The 17,778-nt window shown below is 56.8% G+C and carries 11 protein-coding genes; 4 read left to right on the top strand and 7 right to left on the bottom strand.

Features of this window, described 5'->3' with window-relative positions:
- Positions 1-200 precede the first annotated feature (200 nt).
- Positions 201-2,648, top strand: coding sequence for an acyl-CoA dehydrogenase (locus ACK1U9_RS20430; RefSeq protein ID WP_108480093.1), 2,448 nt, complete (start codon positions 201-203; stop codon positions 2,646-2,648).
- A 75-nt stretch (positions 2,649-2,723) separates the two neighbouring features.
- Here the strand turns inward: ACK1U9_RS20430 and ACK1U9_RS20425 are convergent, their stop codons facing one another.
- On the bottom strand, positions 2,724-3,341 hold the full coding sequence (locus ACK1U9_RS20425; protein WP_146190365.1) for a hypothetical protein: 618 nt from the start codon (positions 3,339-3,341) through the stop codon (positions 2,724-2,726).
- A gap of 25 nt (positions 3,342-3,366) precedes the next feature.
- Positions 3,367-4,356: a hypothetical protein gene (locus tag ACK1U9_RS20420; protein ID WP_108480091.1), complete on the bottom strand. Its 990-nt coding sequence runs from the start codon at positions 4,354-4,356 to the stop codon at positions 3,367-3,369.
- Between the two features lie 41 nt (positions 4,357-4,397).
- On the opposite strand from ACK1U9_RS20420, the gene ACK1U9_RS20415 reads away from it, so the two are divergent.
- The 3 genes from ACK1U9_RS20415 to ACK1U9_RS20405 all read left to right on the top strand — a co-directional run bounded on the left by ACK1U9_RS20415 (position 4,398) and on the right by ACK1U9_RS20405 (position 6,292).
- Complete coding sequence (locus ACK1U9_RS20415) at positions 4,398-4,793, top strand: PA2817 family protein (protein WP_108480090.1); 396 nt, start codon at positions 4,398-4,400, stop codon at positions 4,791-4,793.
- 177 nt (positions 4,794-4,970) lie between these two features.
- Positions 4,971-5,501: a fimbrial protein gene (locus ACK1U9_RS20410; protein WP_108480089.1), complete on the top strand. Its 531-nt coding sequence runs from the start codon at positions 4,971-4,973 to the stop codon at positions 5,499-5,501.
- Positions 5,502-5,563: 62 nt separating this feature from the next.
- A complete protein-coding gene (locus tag ACK1U9_RS20405; RefSeq protein ID WP_108480088.1) occupies positions 5,564-6,292 on the top strand; it encodes a fimbrial biogenesis chaperone in 729 nt (242 codons plus the stop codon).
- Positions 6,293-6,305: 13 nt separating this feature from the next.
- Here the strand turns inward: ACK1U9_RS20405 and ACK1U9_RS20400 are convergent, their stop codons facing one another.
- The 5 genes from ACK1U9_RS20400 to ACK1U9_RS20380 form a co-directional block, all read right to left on the bottom strand.
- Entirely contained in the window at positions 6,306-7,763 is a 1,458-nt protein-coding gene (locus ACK1U9_RS20400; protein WP_108480087.1) for a hypothetical protein, read from the bottom strand.
- 50 nt (positions 7,764-7,813) lie between these two features.
- The gene (locus ACK1U9_RS20395) at positions 7,814-9,784 is read right to left on the bottom strand and encodes an autotransporter outer membrane beta-barrel domain-containing protein (RefSeq protein WP_286196029.1); all 1,971 of its coding nucleotides are present in this window, start codon (positions 9,782-9,784) and stop codon (positions 7,814-7,816) included.
- A gap of 408 nt (positions 9,785-10,192) precedes the next feature.
- A complete protein-coding gene (locus ACK1U9_RS20390) occupies positions 10,193-12,211 on the bottom strand; it encodes a hypothetical protein (RefSeq protein ID WP_146190364.1) in 2,019 nt (672 codons plus the stop codon).
- A gap of 208 nt (positions 12,212-12,419) precedes the next feature.
- Positions 12,420-15,260, bottom strand: coding sequence for a hypothetical protein (locus ACK1U9_RS20385; protein ID WP_108480083.1), 2,841 nt, complete (start codon positions 15,258-15,260; stop codon positions 12,420-12,422).
- Positions 15,250-17,643, bottom strand: coding sequence for a hypothetical protein (locus ACK1U9_RS20380; RefSeq protein WP_146190363.1), 2,394 nt, complete (start codon positions 17,641-17,643; stop codon positions 15,250-15,252). Before ACK1U9_RS20380 ends, ACK1U9_RS20385 begins: the two co-directional genes overlap by 11 nt.
- Positions 17,644-17,778: the final 135 nt, after the last annotated feature.

Raw genomic sequence — 17,778 nt, 5'->3', positions numbered from 1 at the left:
CCCACAAGGATCCCACCCGATCTCAGAGCGGTGCAGTACCTGTGGGAGCGGGTTTACCCGCGAAGAGGCCGGTACAGGCAAACATCGGACTGAAACTCCCACCGCTACACCCTGTCACTGTTCTGACCCTGCCGTTCACAGCGTTGCGTCTAAGCTGTCTGGGACGGCTCAAGCCCCCCTGGTTCCAAGGAGGACCGATTATGTTGCTGTTGTGGTTGGTAGTGCTGGTGATCGGCGCGGCGTACCTCACGCACCGGCGCCTGGCGCCCTTGCAGATTCTCGGCATCATGGCGGGCTATGTACTGCTGATGGGCATTTTCAGCAGCGCTCCTGGCTGGCTGCTGACCCTGCTCTGGATAGTGCTGGCACTGAAGGTCGCCCTGGTGGCGCTGCCGGAATGGCGCCGAAAGGTATTCACAGGCCCCGTGTTCAAGTGGTTCCAGCGCACCCTGCCGCCGATGTCGCAAACCGAGCGCGAAGCGATCGACGCCGGCACCGTATGGTGGGATGGCGAACTGTTCAGCGGCCGTCCCGATTGGCACACCTTGCTCGACTACCCGGCGCCGAAGCTGACCGAAGAAGAACAGGCCTTCATCGATGGCCCGACCGAACAGCTGTGCGCCATGGTCAGCGACTGGCAGATCGGCCAGGACATGGACCTGCCGGCCGAAGCCTGGGCACATATCAAGCAGCATGGCTTCTTCGCCCTGATCATCCCCAAGGAATACGGCGGCAAGGGCTTTTCAGCCTACGCACACTCCCAGGTGGCGATGAAACTGGCCACCCGCAGCGGCGACCTGGCCTCCACCGTGATGGTGCCCAACTCGCTCGGCCCGGCCGAACTGCTGTTGCATTACGGCACTGACGAACAACGCAACCACTACCTGCCACGCCTGGCGCGTGGCGATGAAATCCCCTGCTTCGCCCTCACTGGCCCGCTGGCCGGCTCCGACGCTGGCGCCATGCCTGACACCGGGGTGGTCTGCAAGGGGCAATGGAACGGCGAAGAGGTCATCGGCCTGCGCCTGAACTGGGAAAAGCGCTATATCACCCTCGGGCCCGTCGCCACCCTGCTGGGCCTGGCGTTCAAGGCCTACGACCCGGACCACCTGTTGGGCGAGCAGGAAGAACTGGGTATCAGCCTGGCGCTGATCCCTACCGACACGCCCGGCGTCGAAATCGGCAAACGCCACCTGCCACTGGGCGCCGCGTTCATGAACGGCCCCAACAGCGGCAAGGACGTATTCGTGCCGCTGGATTTCCTCATCGGTGGCCAGGCCATGCTCGGCAAGGGCTGGATGATGCTGATGAACTGCCTGTCGGTCGGCCGCTCCATCTCCCTGCCCGCAGTGGGTACCGGCGCTGCCAAGTACACCAGCCTGGTCACTGGCCAGTACGCCAACATACGCGAACAGTTCAATGTTCCCCTGGCTGCCTTCGAAGGTATCCAGGAGTCGCTGGCACGCATCGGCGGCAATGCCTGGCTGATGGACAGCGCACGGCTGCTGACCGCCAAGGCCGTGGACCTGGGCGAGAAGCCTTCGGTGCTGTCGGCGATCCTCAAGTACCACCTCACCGAGCGTGGCCGCGAGTGCATCAAGCACGCCATGGACGTGCACGGCGGCAAGGCCATCATCATGGGGCCAAACAACTATCTGGGGCGCAACTGGCAAGGGGCGCCGATCTTCATCACCGTCGAAGGCGCCAACATTCTTTCGCGCAACCTGATGATCTTCGGCCAGGGTGCCATCCGCTGTCACCCGTTCGTGCTCAAGGAAATGACCCTGGCCGGGCGCGAGGACCGCGATCAGGCATTGAGGGAATTCGACGACCTGTTGATGAAACACATCATGTTCGCCACGAGCAACGCGGCCAGCACGCTGGTGTTGAACCTCGGCCTGGGCCGCCTGGAAAGCGTACCAGGCGATGCCTTGAGCCAAGGTTACTTCCGGGCGCTCAACCGCCAGGCCGCGGCCTTCGCCCTGCTGGCTGACCTGTCGATGATGCTGCTGGGCGGCGCGCTCAAGCGCCGCGAACGCCTGAGCGCACGGCTGGGTGACGTGCTCAGCTACCTGTACCTGTCCAGCGCCGCCCTCAAGCGCTATCACGACCTGGGTTCACCGGAGCACATGCAGCCACTGTTGCGCTGGGCCGTGGAAGAAAGCCTGGGCCAGGCGGAAAACGCCCTGGACCGCCTGCTGGACAACTTCCCCAACCGCTTCGTCGGCTGTGCCCTGCGCGTGCTGGTATTCCCCTTCGGCCGCCGCCATACCGGGCCGAGCGATGAACTGGATGCCGAAGTCGCCGCACTGATCGGCCGCCGCAAAGGCGACCCGGCACTGGAGGAGCTGTTAGCGGGATGCTTCAGGCCACAGGCCGAAGGCGACCCGGTTGCGGCGTTGCAGCGGGCCAGTGATTTGCTGGACGAAACCGCCCCTGTGCAAAAAAGGCTGCATCAGGCCATCAAGGACGGCAAGTTCACGCCAGGCCATGGTCAGGCCACGGTCGAAGCCGCCATCGAAGTGGGCCTTCTGCAGCCGGCTGAGGGGCAACACCTGGTGGAAGCTGAACAGGCGCGCCGGAAAGTAATCGATGTGGACGCCTTCGACAAAGATCAGCTGAACCCCAAGCCAGGATGCATTCGCTGAGCTTAGGCAGAAAGTCAGAGTGCCGACAGAGCCGCAAAACGGCTCTGTCGGGAAGTTGCAAGCAGGAACAAAGTATCAACCGTTATATAGCGCTACAGCCTCCTCGGGCGAGTAGAGCGGCATGGGGATAACGGTGAACGCCCATAACAGAAGGCGGGGGTCGCTCGTGTCCCGCGCCCAGACGACAGAGAAGGAAGATGGATTGCTGGCGGCCGGGTTGAACACACCCGAAGGCGATAAAGTGCCATTACCCGAAACGACACCCCACTCGGTATCACCTTCCGGGACCGGCAGGTCTTTGCGCGCCTCAACGTCGTAGTACCAGAGTTCAAGTTTGAACTTGCCGTTTTCCAGGGAAGCCTTCAAATAATGCGTTTGCGGCGCATGGTATGTAGCAAATGTCGAGTATGCGCTTTCGCCATTTTGCGTGGCTTTGACCATATCAACCGTGAACCATTTAGGGACGCTGGAAATAACAGCGGCCGGGCGACCGGTCTTGTTTTTCGTACTCAGAACCGCACCAGATCCAGGACCAGCAGGAGGGTAATAGTACCGGGTGCTACCTTCTGTCTCCAGGCGCCCCAGCCGCTCGCCTTCCAGAACCCAGGCCGCCGTATCGGGACCTGGCAGTAGCAGCACAGCCTGTTTATCTTCGCCATTCGTAACGACACGCACCAACGGGTCGAGCGTCAATGCAAGCTTTTGTTGCCGAACGCCTTCACCCTGAGAGAATTGCTCCCCGGGGGGAATGGTATTCCGTGCCATAGGCACCTAATGAGGATTCGTAGGAACCATCTTTCCTCCTGAGCCGGGGAGGCGGGAAAACCAGAGTGGGAAGCCAGGTTTCATCTTCAGGAGCCTTGCCCTGCTTCACTTCAGGAAATGCTTGCTCGCTGAACAGGAACACCACGACGTTATCCACGAGCACGGTTTCGGACGAAGGCAGCGGGACCGGTTCCTGCCCAGCCAGCAAACCTGGGGTGAAATACTGGAAGGCCATTGCCGTTCCCTGATTGTACGGCTGGAAGAAAACACTCAACTCACGCAAGGTGTTTTTTATAGGCTGCTCAAAGGAATAAAGGTCGACACCGCGCTTGGTTTGATAACCCCGCTTCAGTTTCAACCGCAGCGTGTCTTCGCCGGTAAACGAAAAATCCGGTTCTACTCCCCACCCCAGGCGAACAGAGCCATCAACGCGATAAGCGACAGAGCTGCCAAGCGTGTCGGCCTTGATCGTCAGGACATGGCTGCCGTCATAGCCGTTATCCCTGATTTCACTCAACCACCCGACACTGCGCCCCGGCTCCAGGCGAAACGCAACCTCACGCTCGCTCAGCAGCCGTTTTTTCATGACGACAAAGTTGTCCGACCATGCCAGTTGCGGATGACCAAAAACCACGGACGCCACTTTACGCACATGGGCATCGGCCTGCCTGTCGAGCAGGAGTGCTTCGCCCGGCGTAAACTGATGCTTTGCGTAATATGCCTTCCAGCAATCGTTCAGCAGGGTGTACCACACCTGACCATAGGCAATGGGAAACGCCGCATTCGGTACCAGATAATTTGCGCGATACATGATGCTCTCCAGTTCAGGCCAGATGACCTGGCACCATTTGAAATCGCTTCGCCTTTTTCTTTCCACTGGCAAAAATGACAGGCCTCCAAGCACGCAAACCAACTGCACGCTGTCCAGGTAGGCGAACCTCATTGGGGTATACTCGTACTTTTGAGCTAGTCGAGGACCGCATCATGGCCACCCCCCACCTGCAATATCACCTGCAGTTGCTGCAGCATCTGCGCACCATTCTGGTGGCTGTGGCCGAGGCCGAGCAGGTACCAGAAGAAAGCCATGCATTGTTCCTCGAGCGCTTCGACGAACTGCTGAACCTGCTGCCTCAGGATCCACTGCATAGCCAGTACCTGGGGCAGGACCTGCTTTGCCAGGTCATCCAGCGCTATCCGCAAATCGCCCACCTTGTCCCCCGCGACCTGCTCTGGTTCTTTGGCGGTGATTGCCTGCACTTCATGCCCGATGAAGAGTTGAACCTCTATCAGCAACTTGAAGAGCGGCGCCATGAAGCCGAGCAGAACGGCGAATCCTTCGACTGGAATGTACAAAAACAGCTGATGACGGCGGCCCGGTAATATCCCATCAACCCCTTACGACACCTGTCGCGGCGCGTTCTCCACGCAGCAATGCGACTTCCCTTACAGCTTGCCTTTTGCGATCGACGATAGGCTTACGCATGCCGAGCCGACTTCCAGCCCCTGGACGCCGGCTCGACATACACCAACACGTCAACTCCCTATCTGGATCGCACCATGAAACGTATCCTTGCACTTTGCACGCTTGGCCTGGCCTGCAGTTCGGCCATGGCCAATACTGGCGTCATCAACTTCGAAGGCACCGTGACGGATGGCGGCACCTGCCCAATCAGCATCGTCAACCCAGGCGGCTCTCCCCTGCCGATGATCAACTTTGGCGACTTCCAGGCCAAGGACTACGCTAGCGCCGGCCTACAAACGGCGAAGAAACGGTTCGTGCTGAGTATCGACCCTGCTACATGCGCCAGCATGCCGTCCGACACGACCGTCACCTTCAATGCCAACTATCCCGACCCATCGGGCAAGCTGTATGGCCTGCAAACGGGCGTCGGCTACAGTGAGGGCTTTGCGATTGCCATCTACGACGCGAGCGGCGCTCAGCTCGATCCTGGCACCCCGTCTGCCAGCTACACTCTGGACCCTGCAAAACCCACTGAAATGAATTTCAACACCAATCTCCACACTACAAAGAAAGTGACCGAGGGAACAATCGCTTCCAGCGTGAGCTTCACGGTTGCCATTCCTTAAACCCGAACACGACAAGCGCGGCTCGCTGCGCTTGTTTCCATGCCTTTGTCAGATCACTTTTCATGCCTACTTCCCTATTGCGTCAGATTGTCCTTGCCACAGCCGTCACTAGCGCATTCATCTCCTCGGCCCAGGCGGCGCTCACCATCAGCGCCACACGCATCGTGCAGGCAAGCGACAAGCAAAGCAGTTCGATCACCGTTGCCAACCCCAGCACCCAGGCGTTCGCAGTGCAAAGCTGGGTGAATACCGACGTGGACGACGGTAGCATCGCCGTTCCATTGATAGCCTCACCCGCCTTGTTCCGACTTGACCCGGGCAAAGAACAGACCGTACAGATCAATCGCCTGCCCAATGACCTGCCAGATGACAGAGAGTCGTTGTTCTTCTTCAATGTGCAGGAAATCCCCCAGGTGCAGGATGAACAGGCGAACACCCTGACCATTGCACTGCGTACCCGGATCAAGCTGTTCTACCGCCCTGTGGGCCTGCAGGGTTCTGTGCAGGACGGTTTGAACGCCCTGCAATGGTCGGTACAACACAACGACGGCAAGGCACAGCTGGCCGTGCACAACCCCTCGCCCTACCACTACTCCTTCAGGAGCCTAGAGGTGGGCCAATCCACTGCGCGCAAAAGCATCCAAGCACGAGAGATGGTAGCCCCCAAAAGCACCCAGGCCTACGACCTGCCAACGTCGGCATTGGCCCCAGGCATGAAGGTATTCTTCACAACCATCAACGATTACGGCGGTATCACGAAAGAAGTGACGGCGCCGGTTTCCGGCTTGTGAAAGGTATCCCGGCTCAGGGTAACAAGAGCGGGCTCACCTTCGGGAACGGCACCGGAACGCCTTGCGCGAAAAACCTGACCTCAACGTGCAAAGTGAATTTCAAGTCGATTTTCAGCGTCTCCAGGAAGGACCTGGGCAGGACGACGTCGTTACCCATACCTATGCCTACGGATAGATCAGCGGTCTTGACTACGTAGTCTTTGAGCACCTGGAATGGCTCTGCTTCGTTATCATCAGCCAAGACCCCAGTCACCCATATGTCGACCAATTGCCCTTCAAGCATCAACGGCCAGGTATTCAACTTTACCGGAATACGGGCTGGCGCCCTGGAAAGTTCCAGGCTGGCATTGCTGACGCCTTCCAACTCGACCCTGGGCAACCCTTCGCTTACTCGCGAAATGTACAGATTGACCGGTGGCGACGGGTAATCGAGACGCTTGTCACCAGACGCCACAAACCTTACCTCAAGGCTGAGTGCCCCCTGAGCCAAGACGTTTTGCAGCGGAATCTCGAACTCACGCTCACGCCCCTGATAACCAGTCGTGGCTGAGTAGTAACCAGGATCGCCGGGTTTCCCCCACTCCACCCGCAGCCGCTCATCCGGGTAGACCACAGCCGAAGCCGGCACCACGACCAACAGTGGGGGCTCCAGGTCATCGAGCGCAAGGCGCAAATCATCATCTCTTCCCTCCGCCTGGGGAATGCTCGCCAGCGGAAAGGTTCGCGTGGCGGCCGAGACCCGCAACTTCAGAGGCTCGGAAAACGCACTGAGGTTGCCTGCCCTATCCTTGATCGCATAGTACAAGTAACGGTACCCATCGCCGAACCGGACAATCATTTCGCCGTCGAAATCGATGTAGAACGGCCCGCCAGTGTCGTCAATGCCGAATTCACCGACATCGTTCTTTTCAAATGGCTCGGTATCCCAGTAGTAGATGATCCTGTCACCGACAGCAGGCGTTGTGTAGCGGGCTACCTCGGTGCGCAGGCGCTGGCCGTGGTTTCTCAGGTAGCGCTCGGTGAGGCCGTCACGCTCGATCTCGTCCGGGTCTTCCAACACCGTCAGCCTGCCCTGGTCCGCGCCCAGTTCAGGCGGGGTGAGGTCAATCGACACGGTCAGCGTATCCGATGGGCTCATATCACAAAAGGCGTTGGTCACCTCATAACGCAATTGATGGGGCCCAGCGACAAGTCGTTCTTTTGGAACGCTCAGTATGAGATCCTCGGGCTGTACCGGGGTTTCCCACTTCTTGTCTTTCACAACCGGGAACTCATCCCAGAACAGCGTAAGCCATTCGGGCTCTCCAGGTCGCGGATCGGATATCGGCCACATGGGTACTTTGACGCGCAGGGGCTGCTGCGTTGCGGTGACCGGCAGCAGGTTTTTCTCGCCGCCGTCGATATCTTCGAGCAGCACCGGGACATCTACAGGCTTCAGCAACGCCCCAGGCTCGCTTGGCAGGGTACTCATCGGCTTCGCTCTCCCGAAGTGGAGGCCTCGACGGCCCCCACGGTTGGTGTTTACCAGCTGTAACGCACGCCCAGGTTCACACCCCAGGGTTGGTCGACGTGCTCGCCACGGCTGTGGTCGAGGTCGACATGCATTTGCAGGCGCTCTGCAACCGTAACCGCCAGCCCCGCCCCCAGTTCCAGGCGCGACCCCGACAGGTCATTGGCGAAACGGTTCTGGTTGACCTTCACATCGTTGTTGTTGATGAACTCATGCGCGTAGGCCGCCCGCAGGTAGGGCTGAATGACTCGTCCCTGTTGCATTTCGAAGTTACGGCCAAACGTTGCCCCCGCCTTGCCCAGCATCGAGCGCACGGCATCACCCTCGGCCTGCAGGTCGTTATCCAGCTGATATTTCTTGCCTTGTATGTAGGCGCTAGCCCACTGGGTGAATGGCTCGAAGAAATAACCGTGCTCCCATTCGATATGCCGCCCGAATTCGGCCGACACGCCAACACCATGGTTGTTGTAATGCCCCTTGGTGCGTGTGCCGTCACTCAGCGCCACTTTCGAATCATTATCGAAGCGGTTGAATTTCAGCACGCCATCGAAGTAATAGCCGCTGCTACGGTCCAGCCAGGTGCTGTACAGCCCCAGGTAGTAGCTGTCGATCTCGCCGCTGGTGCCACCGCTCAGGTCCAGGTCCGAGCGGCTATGGCCGGCTAGCACACCGAGCAGCCATTGACCGCCCCCAATGGGCAGCGGTGCGTCGGCCCCCAGCGAGAAGCCCTGCTGGGTTTGCTTGTAGGCGACGCCCGAGCTGGCGGCCACGTCATACTTGTTGCCGTACGCACGCATCCAGCCACCGGCCTTGCCATCATCCAGGCGCAATTCCCCCATACGGCTGCGCAAGCTGGTCAGCTCGCCATACCAGACAGTGGGCGCTGTGTTGAACAAAGCCAGCACCGAACGGGTGCCCGGGCTGATGATCTTGCGCGAGCCATCCAGCCACCAATCGTTGCCCTGCTTGGTCAGCTCGTAGGAAAATGCCCCCAGATCCACCGGCCCGTTGATCAACGAAAACGAGGCGCCACCATCTGCCGTCTGTACCACTTTCAGCTTGCCTTCCTGCTGTGGCTCTTCCCCGCTACTGCCAATCAACAAACCATGGTTGCCGCTGGATGTGCCCGTGACATCGAGAAAGTCGGTTTTCCCTTCGGCAAAGTCGGCATCCATGGCAAAATTGCCACTTCCTTGCAGGCTGCCGAGTGTCAGGCGCTGGTACTCGGTGGGTTTGCCGAACTGCACCGTGCCGCCGTCGAGGGCCAGGTCACCCACGGCGGCGTCATCGACCATTGTCCAGCGTGACTGATTGCCAATGGTCAGCTTCCCGACATTTTCCAACTGCCCGGTGAGGGTGGCCTGCTTGTCGAGCGTGACGGTAGCGCTGGAGCCTTGTTCAGCCCGAACGTTGCCCTCGAGGTTGCTGTTCTCGACAACCAGTTCGGCATTCGACTGGTTACGCACTTCAAGCAGGCTGCCATTGCTACCGCTCAGTTGCGAGCCGTTGCTGACCGTGATTTTCGCGGTCGCCGCGCCCAGCCTGCCGCCTTCCACCACGATGGCGGCCCCATCCTGCCCGACGACCTGCGAACCGTCCAGGTCAATGCGAGCTTGCCCCGTGGTGCCGTCGGCATTGACCAGAATGCCTTCCTGGGCACCGATGACCTGGCTACCCTGCGCGTCGAGCCAGCCATTGAATATCCGCACGCCAGCACTGCCCGAGCCCTGCACCCTGCTGCCAGCGAGGTGCAGCTCCGACATGCTGGCGACCTGCGCGCCCCTCAGCTTGCCAGTGACGGTGCTGCCGTTCAGCCAGGCCGCCGAACCACCAGCACTGCTGCGCGCCACGGTCAGGCCGGTACTCTCGCTGGCGATGGTGCTGCCATTGATCCGGGCTAGCGAGCCCCCCTCCATCAACACACCATCGTCCGCTGCAACGATCGAACTGCCGTTTAACTCCAGTTCACTTCCCTCACGCAAGAAAATGTGCTGGGTAGATGCGCCATTACCGGTCAGCTTCGCCCCATCCAACACCTGATAGCCGACCAGGGGACTGGAAGCGTCAATGACCGTGTCACGCTCGATGATCTGCTGGGCTGCCAGGAGATTGGCACCGTACAAACCAAAGGGCAGCACTGTTACGCAACAGGCCACGCTTCGGTAAAACCTCTGCACACTAAACGTGCTCTTCATATCAAAGCTCTCATGCGGCTCAAGTTCAGGCACAACCTTGGCGAACACAGGGAACCCCCCAGGCAAGTACCTACTTCGGCCAAGCTACAGGGAAGAAAAACACCGATGCATAGGAAAAGTCCTACAAATACCAGAGAAAAGACTGATATCGCGCAAAGCGCTTCGTGCACAATGCGCGACCCACCCAGTAACGGATCAGCGACTGAGATCGCAAACGCCCGATGGTGGAACGAAAGCAAGCAGAACCTTGGTCACTCCGGAAGGGATCTCTTCATCCGTTAAAATCGTATATTCGAAATTCGCTCTCGACCTTGTGTATTCCGGGTTGTCTGATCCTTCGTAAGTGGGAAGCACGTTTGTAGCGTAAGGAATACGGTAGGTGAAACCAGTAACGGGATGATCCTCATCGAGATCAACCTCCTCTTCAATCGTCACCTTTTCAATGATCTCCTCAGGGTCAACAGGCGTGCGACCGCGATAGACCCACCAATGAACTCTTATTTTGCTGAACTCACCATATTTCAGGTATTCGCTGAGATCCGGAATCAGCACTTCGACCGCAGCCCCGTCAGGGTGATCTTTTGTTGCCTGAATACTGGCACAGGTGACCGCACCGCTGTTCAAATGATCAAATGTTGCGTCGGGCGCCTTAATGACAATCGCATCGACCTTGACCTCGGTAACGACAGACCGCACGGGGTTAGGCACACCGGATCGCCAGACCTCGTAATACACAGGAACAGCGGGGTGATTGCCCACATTGAGAATAGTGTCCCAAGGCACATCATCCACCGTGATCGAGTCACCGGGTGTATCAGTTTCTTTTACTGTATAAGTACCTGCTTCTTCTCCACCCCAATAAAAGAACAGTTTGTCGTCTTTTTGAGCAAAACTGAAAAGTTTAAACTCCAGCGAGGCATCCAGGCCAGTATCCTTGCCATCCAGTTCATCACGCAGGCCACTCCCCTGACCGGTAACAACTGGCTTTGTCGCATCTGGATGAATGGGCAGCGGCCACTCCGGGTCAGGGCCTCCCGGATACAGGGTTTCGAAATTGACGACGATATCGGTATCGGCACCGCCCATCGGGTGGGTACCCCGCAGCAGTGTATAGCTGACCTTGGTAGCCACATTGCCTGGGCCCGAGCCGTACTCTTTCAACAAGACATCATCGGGCACCCTGATCCGAATGTACTCGCCTGGAGCAGAGCCAACCGTTTCGGCCGGCAGTTCCGCTCCCTGCCATGTGACTACAACGAGATCGGTGCTTTTCAAAGCGACATCCGCCTTCACCCAGACTTCAACACCTGCCTCGGCGTCAAGCTGGTCGATCAGGTAACCGTCTTCTGCCTTGGCAAGCGGTACAATGGGATCTTCAAAAACCGTGGGCAGCGTGCCAAGTGCCACTGCCACGCTCTGGTAGATGGAAAGGAGACTGACGTTGCCAGCCCGGTCAACCAGAACATATAAAATGAACACGCCACCGTCGCCCACCGCGCGAACAATGCTCGCATCGATAACTACGGGCTGTCCTTTGCCGGTTGTTACAACCTCCGCAACGTACTCGTCAAGATCCTCGAACTTTTCGGGAATACGGTTCATCCAGTACACATAGGCGGTATCCCCTTCCTTCCAATCTGAATGCCCCGGCAACTGAAGGGTCACTTTGTCACCGTCAGCCGCCAAGGACGCATCAGTCACCGCCGAAACAGGGGCGAATGGAGTGGGTGGCAGATGCTTGTAAGGCGGTACTGTGTCGAAAATCAAGACCAACGAATCCGATGTCGAAGATTCACCAAAGTCGTTCATGATCCACGTTCTAAAATAATGAGTGCCCTCCAAGCGCATCTGATCATGGTTTTTATCCAGCTTTATAGGATAAGGATCAGGGACAGGGTTATTGTAGAAATCTTTCACTTCCTCATAAAGCGTCGTCCAGACTCGCTCATCGCGCGAATGTTCGATACGCAGCGTGTCCTTTTCGGAATAAATCCACTTGGGCACGCTCAAGATAAAATCGAGCGCGTCTTCCTTCAAGTATTCACTGTATACCAGACCAGTGTCTTCATCGGCCAGCAGTGCCTCATGAATGATCAGGTCACCCAGACCACCTTGCAGCCCTGGAAGACGATCACGTTGCCATGCCGCAATTGCACGCCGGGATTGGATACGAAGCCATTCGGATGGCGAGTGTTTCTTTGTGGAGCTGCTCATGATTTTCTCTCTTCGTTGGAAAGCTGAAACCGAACCTGCTCGACGAAAAAACTAAGTCCTTGCCCTACCTGTGACAACTAGCATTTTTACCAGGTACCGAAGCAGGCATGCCCCTGCCTGCGCAATAAAAAAGGGGCTGCCATGCAGCCCCTCTGCCCGCGCCACGCTGAACAAGCAAACCAGCAGACCTGCTTGCGCCAACGGGTAACTATTGCATTTTCAGCTCAAGGTAATTTCGCGGGTCTACATAACCTGAAAACAGAAGCCTGAGCTTGTGTTGATTGCCGTAATTGTCCGTTACGGTAAACTTCACGGCGTCCTGCAACACCTTGCGGTATTCAGTACCGTGGTAGTCGTCCCAATAGATCAGGTTCGAAGTGCGCTCCAAGCTAAACAGCAGCGCACCGGATGTCACCTCCTCCTGGCCTTTGAAGTCATAATCAAGCCCCTTGAAGTTGACAGTTGGCTCCGCAGCCAGCAGTTGCAGTTCAGCCTGGTAATTCACGCCTGGTGGTATCTCCGCTGTATCATCAGGCCGCCATGGTTTGAACGCGCAGCCAGTAAAACTGACAAAGGTCTCATCGAGTTGCTCCGACTCCCACTTGATCATCGAATAGGTGTCAAATTTGACATCGACGAAGTGAATCCCTCTACCGGTCAACTCCCAGTAATCGGTGGTCGAGTGGTAATAATTGAAGCGATCGTCTTTGATGTCCTCACCGGGGCCACTCGCCACGCGCTTGCCCAGTTCTGGAAAACTGAACAGCTCCAGGCTTGTTTCGAGTGGCTTGATGCCCTCCAACTGAATTTCACCGAAACCTACCGTAGTATCGATCGAGTAATGCGTTTTCTTGGTATGCGCCTGGAATCTCGCCCTGAAATACGCCGTTTCCGCGACGCGTGAGTGCACATAGAACGTGACGACACGTCTACCTTCATCTTCCCCCGGAATGCGCTCCACGCCTTCGTCCTTGGGCTCCACCTCATGTCCAGGCTTGATTGGGATATAGTCATACCTGTCCTGACGCCGCCTGGTGAACATCCACTTGTTCGGGCTGTCTTCCGGAATACCTAGTTGATCTCCCGTCAAGTAAGGCACCGGGTTGTTAGCCTCATCCAGGAGTACCAGTGTATTGAGCTCCGTTTCATCCACCGGGTCCCACACCTCGTTGCCATAGTCGTCATTGAACGACTGGGTTTGCAGAATAACATCTATGCCAACCTGCCCAAGCCTGTTGGCGTACACTTGGTTTCTACTGTTATTGTTGAGCCGCAGGCTGAACTCTTTGAGGGTTTTCCACCGTTCGCTCAGCGCCAACGCTTGTGCCGGAGCAGGGGTTTGGTGCTCGATGATGACCGCGCCGGCGGAAGGCCCGTCAAATGCCACGACGACACTCGCTTCCTCGTCGGTTGAAGCCGGTGCTGTGTAATCCCCTGTAGCACTGATTTCGCCGGGACCAAACACGCGCCAATCAGCTGGTGCATCCCCCGGCAGGCGGAACCTCTGGATAGCGCCCGGCACTATGCGCGGGACAGGGTACGGCTCGACGTCGAGCACATGGCCAACCCCAAACAGTACGATGGTGGCATGGCCCGTTTTGTCGCCTTCGCTGACTTCGAGACGCTGCACACGGACGAAGGGTGGCTTATCCAACCTTGTTGGCTTGAAGGTTGCTTCCCGAGGGTCATTGCGGTCATACGCGATGGTACCGAACTCAGTCCCCAGCAATTTCCAATTGAGGCCGCTGCCGCCAGTTGCACGCAGGACAATCTCGTCCGAATAGTTGGGATACCAGGTGGTCACGCGCGGTGAAATCGTCAGCGGTTCCACAGACTCGATCACCAACGCTGACCGCGCTGCAGCATCAGCCTCCCCCGACACCTTGGCCGTCACTACCGTTACACGCTGAGCGCTGCCACTCTCCTCGACGGGCCTGGCTTGGTAGGCCTTGTCGGTAGCTGACCCTGCAGCTCGGGGGAAAGAGATGTCCCGCGCCTGCCAGTCATACATCTGGGCGCCGTTGGTCGTGAACGTGACACGCTCGCCCGCTGCGATGCTGCTCAGGCCCGGTGAAAGCCAAGCCATCCTGGCATTTGCCTTCAGATCACCAAAACCGATCAGGTCGTAAGGGCGATACTCTTCGGAGACATCCAGGGTCTGCCCGCCAGGCAGAACAAGTTGCGAGCAGATCCGGCGGCTTTGCTCCGTTGCAATCTGGGCCCTGAGCTTGCTAACCAGCAAAGCAGCGCCCACGTTTTCAGCCACGCTGTCGACCTTGCGCGGCAACAGGTACGGCATCGCACCAGGGATAAAGCCTCTTTCCCTTGTACCCGACATTTGCATCAGGAACAGGGCGGCCCCATCACTCTCTGGTGAACTTCCGGTGCCAGCACCCTCCGGAGCCCTTTGGGTAATAGGGGTAATATCAACAATGCTGAAGGCATCCTTGAAGTGCGGCATTGAGGTCAAGAACACAAACGGCTGTTTGAACGCTGATTGAGCCATCAGCTGCTTTAGCATGAATTCCCCCATCGGCTCTGCCGCTTCCGACGAAAGCTTACAGCTCGGATTCGTTGCACTGCCTAAATCGAGTGCGAACTGGAGTTGTCTCTCGCCCGGCGCCTCCACCGGCAATATCACCAGATTGGCCGAGAACTCCAGCCGCTGGCCGAGGCCTGGTACCAGCCGATGAATCCTACGCAGGTGTTTCACCGTACCTGGAGCCACCGACCAGTTCTCGCATCGGCCTGCAATCAGCTCCATCTGCACAACGACCTTGTTGGTCTGGCCTGAGGCTTGTTCAAAGGACAAGGACGGCGGGCCGAACATCAGGCCTTCGAAAATCAACTGGTCATATCGACGCTCATCAAGATAATAAGACCCAGCAATGGGAGGAATGAAATCGTTTTGGCTCAAGCGGTCAGAAAACGTGTTCTGCAGTAATGCCGTGAGCGTATCACGCCCAAGCGCAAGGACCGCTCCCCAATCGTAATTCATCGGCCCCTTGCCAAGTTCAGAGAGCAATGCTGATTTAGTATTAACGGCCATGATCAGACCTCCCCTCATTAGATTCAACGGCAATGGCGCGCTTGGCGGTGTTGGTCAACACTATGACCGAGTATGACCAGATAGGGTTACGTGCATTAACCCTTTCTCGGGACGCAACAATAATATAAGGGCCCTCGGAGTCTTGTATTTCATAATAACCCGTACTGGAATCGATGGTGCCTTCTCCCCGCAGCACGGCCCATTTTGTTTCCGCAGGTTCAAGTGAAACTTCCTCACCATACTCGGCATCGAAGTACCAGAGTTCCAGCTTAACGATACTTTTGCCTCCGTGTTCAGCCTGTACGGCCTTGATAGAACCAGACGCGGTACTCCAAGGTAAGATGATATCGATGCTCTGTTTCAGCCCACCGGCCGAAACCTCCACCCGGTCCAGATGAACAAGCGCCTCCACCTCGCCAGGCTCCCCCGGCGCCCTTTTGGGGGACAGATAAACGCGTACGTTCTTGCCCTCGGGAATATCCAGACCGTCGCCATCCATGGGCTCACGTTGGGAACCCTTGCTGCCGGCGGCCATGGACCAGGTCAGATCGTTCTTGATGTCACCACCTACCAGAAGATAGCGTGGGGTCGGCACGTCTTCTTTATCCGGGTCAAACTGCGCAACCAAGAAATATGGATATATGGAAATGCTTGCCGGCACGACGGTCACCAATGCGCTGCTCTGTTTATCTCCAGCAGTAGCCGTAACAATCACTCGCTTGTAGGCACCCTCGATCTCACTCGCCGATGGTGGGGTGTAAAGCCCTTTTACAATCGTGCCAAGTTTCTCGGACGACTCATTCGGTAATGCCCTGAGCGTCCAAACCACTTCGCCGAGGTCTTCTGGCAAATCGTCATACTTGAAGGTGTCACCTGATACAATCGTTTTTTCAAATGGAGTCAATGCCAAAGCGTATTTCGGGGTCAGATCTCCCATCAGCGCGAAATCATCGGCGAACTCGCCATCACGAGGCGTGGCAACATCCTCGCTTCTGAAAATCAGACCATTGAGGCGGAATACATCCACCTCTATACCCGCTTTATCCAAAGCGCTGGTCATACTTCTGAACGTAGCCCGGATAGGGTCAATGAACGCGTTTTTACATTTTGTCAGCACATAGTATTCTGCACCCATATTGAAGCCACTCTCAACATCCGTTGTAATGTCCGCCTCTTCTACAACGGCCCCAGCTTCAACTCTCAACGAACCATTCTCCAGAAGCTTGACTGGATAATCTTTTTTGAAGTTTATTTTTACTCTGCCTGGGCGATCAGCTGTAGTCCACACACTACCCCAACTGAGAAAGGTACATTCAAAATGCACAGGGGTGTCAACCGCAACACCCATTGAAATCTTACCATTGCTAAATTTGATATAAATTTTTACATCATTAAAACTAAGCCCCGAATGATACTGATAACTGTAAGTCCACCCTCCTTCCGTATAGCCTGGTTCCTGTCCATAGTCGATGTCCTCGGTGGGAATATTAAAAATAGAGGCATCAAACGTCATCTCCCGATAAAAACCTGATACATCAGGCTCCAGCTTGTACTCAAGCCCCGAAAACTCCGGCATCGCCGTGATTCGCTTTACCAAGACCTGCTGCACCCAAGCTTCATTGGACAACATGATACCCATCGAGTAGGGGGCGTCACTAGAATCCCTAGGTTCGAACAGATAGTAAGGAATATCGCTATTATTGTCCGGGAAGTTACCAACTACGGAGGGCGAAAAAGAAATACCCACGTAAATTGCCCCTTCAGGGACTTCCTCCTCACTGACCTGACTTAGTTCCTTCGCCCCCTTCAGCGGGTGCGTGCGCACCCGGAACCTGGCAGGATTGAGCTCACCCTCAACAGGTTTGAGAACGTTCAGTTCCCATACCTGCTTGTCTTTCGGCCATTTTTCTTTAAAATATTTATGAATCGCCGCTCCCAGCTTCTGGTTCATCTCTTCCCAGCCGGTGGCCTCGAATGTGTATCCCATACCATTCGATAGATCGAGTATTACAACCCCCTCTTCACTGACCAAACCGTCACCGGTTTCCTTGAGCCATATATCCATGCGGACCGTGGGTGCGGTCAAGGGGTCCATAAAGGAGTAGTTGATCAATTCCGGCTGAGCACTACCGGGAGATTGCCGATACTCTTTGATAAGACCACCCAGCACATTCATGCTCAAACGGGCCTTTGACGTTGCAAGATCAGCGTTTGCGAAGGAAAGAACAGGTCGATCCAACTGCATGTTCTCTATTTCACGCCAAGCACCATTCTCAACGTCGGTTTTCAGACTGATCAAAGGCAGCCATTCTCCGCCGATGAGAAATTCCAGATGTTCCTGCGCCAGTATCGCATTGGTTCTCCAGCGGTCCAAAATCAACACTGCATGCCATCCAAACGTGCATGGGCCCTGATCCATATACTTACGAAACTGTGCTCTCGTGGGTCGCGCCATTATTGTATCCTCCGATAATGAACACCCAGTGCAGGCCTTCAGGCTCAAGCTGACCCTGGACCC

This window comes from Pseudomonas sp. XP1, from assembly GCF_053557675.1.
This window is presented reverse-complemented; position numbering and strand designations above follow the sequence as displayed.

Coding starts and splice junctions, on each gene's coding strand:
- ACK1U9_RS20430 (WP_108480093.1), top strand. CDS start 201: ATGTTGCTGTTGTGGTTGGTAGTGCTGGTGATCGGCGCGGCGTACCTC.
- ACK1U9_RS20420 (WP_108480091.1), bottom strand. CDS start 4,356: ATGAGGTTCGCCTACCTGGACAGCGTGCAGTTGGTTTGCGTGCTTGGA.
- ACK1U9_RS20415 (WP_108480090.1), top strand. CDS start 4,398: ATGGCCACCCCCCACCTGCAATATCACCTGCAGTTGCTGCAGCATCTG.
- ACK1U9_RS20410 (WP_108480089.1), top strand. CDS start 4,971: ATGAAACGTATCCTTGCACTTTGCACGCTTGGCCTGGCCTGCAGTTCG.
- ACK1U9_RS20405 (WP_108480088.1), top strand. CDS start 5,564: ATGCCTACTTCCCTATTGCGTCAGATTGTCCTTGCCACAGCCGTCACT.
- ACK1U9_RS20400 (WP_108480087.1), bottom strand. CDS start 7,763: ATGAGTACCCTGCCAAGCGAGCCTGGGGCGTTGCTGAAGCCTGTAGAT.
- ACK1U9_RS20390 (WP_146190364.1), bottom strand. CDS start 12,211: ATGAGCAGCTCCACAAAGAAACACTCGCCATCCGAATGGCTTCGTATC.
- ACK1U9_RS20385 (WP_108480083.1), bottom strand. CDS start 15,260: ATGGCCGTTAATACTAAATCAGCATTGCTCTCTGAACTTGGCAAGGGG.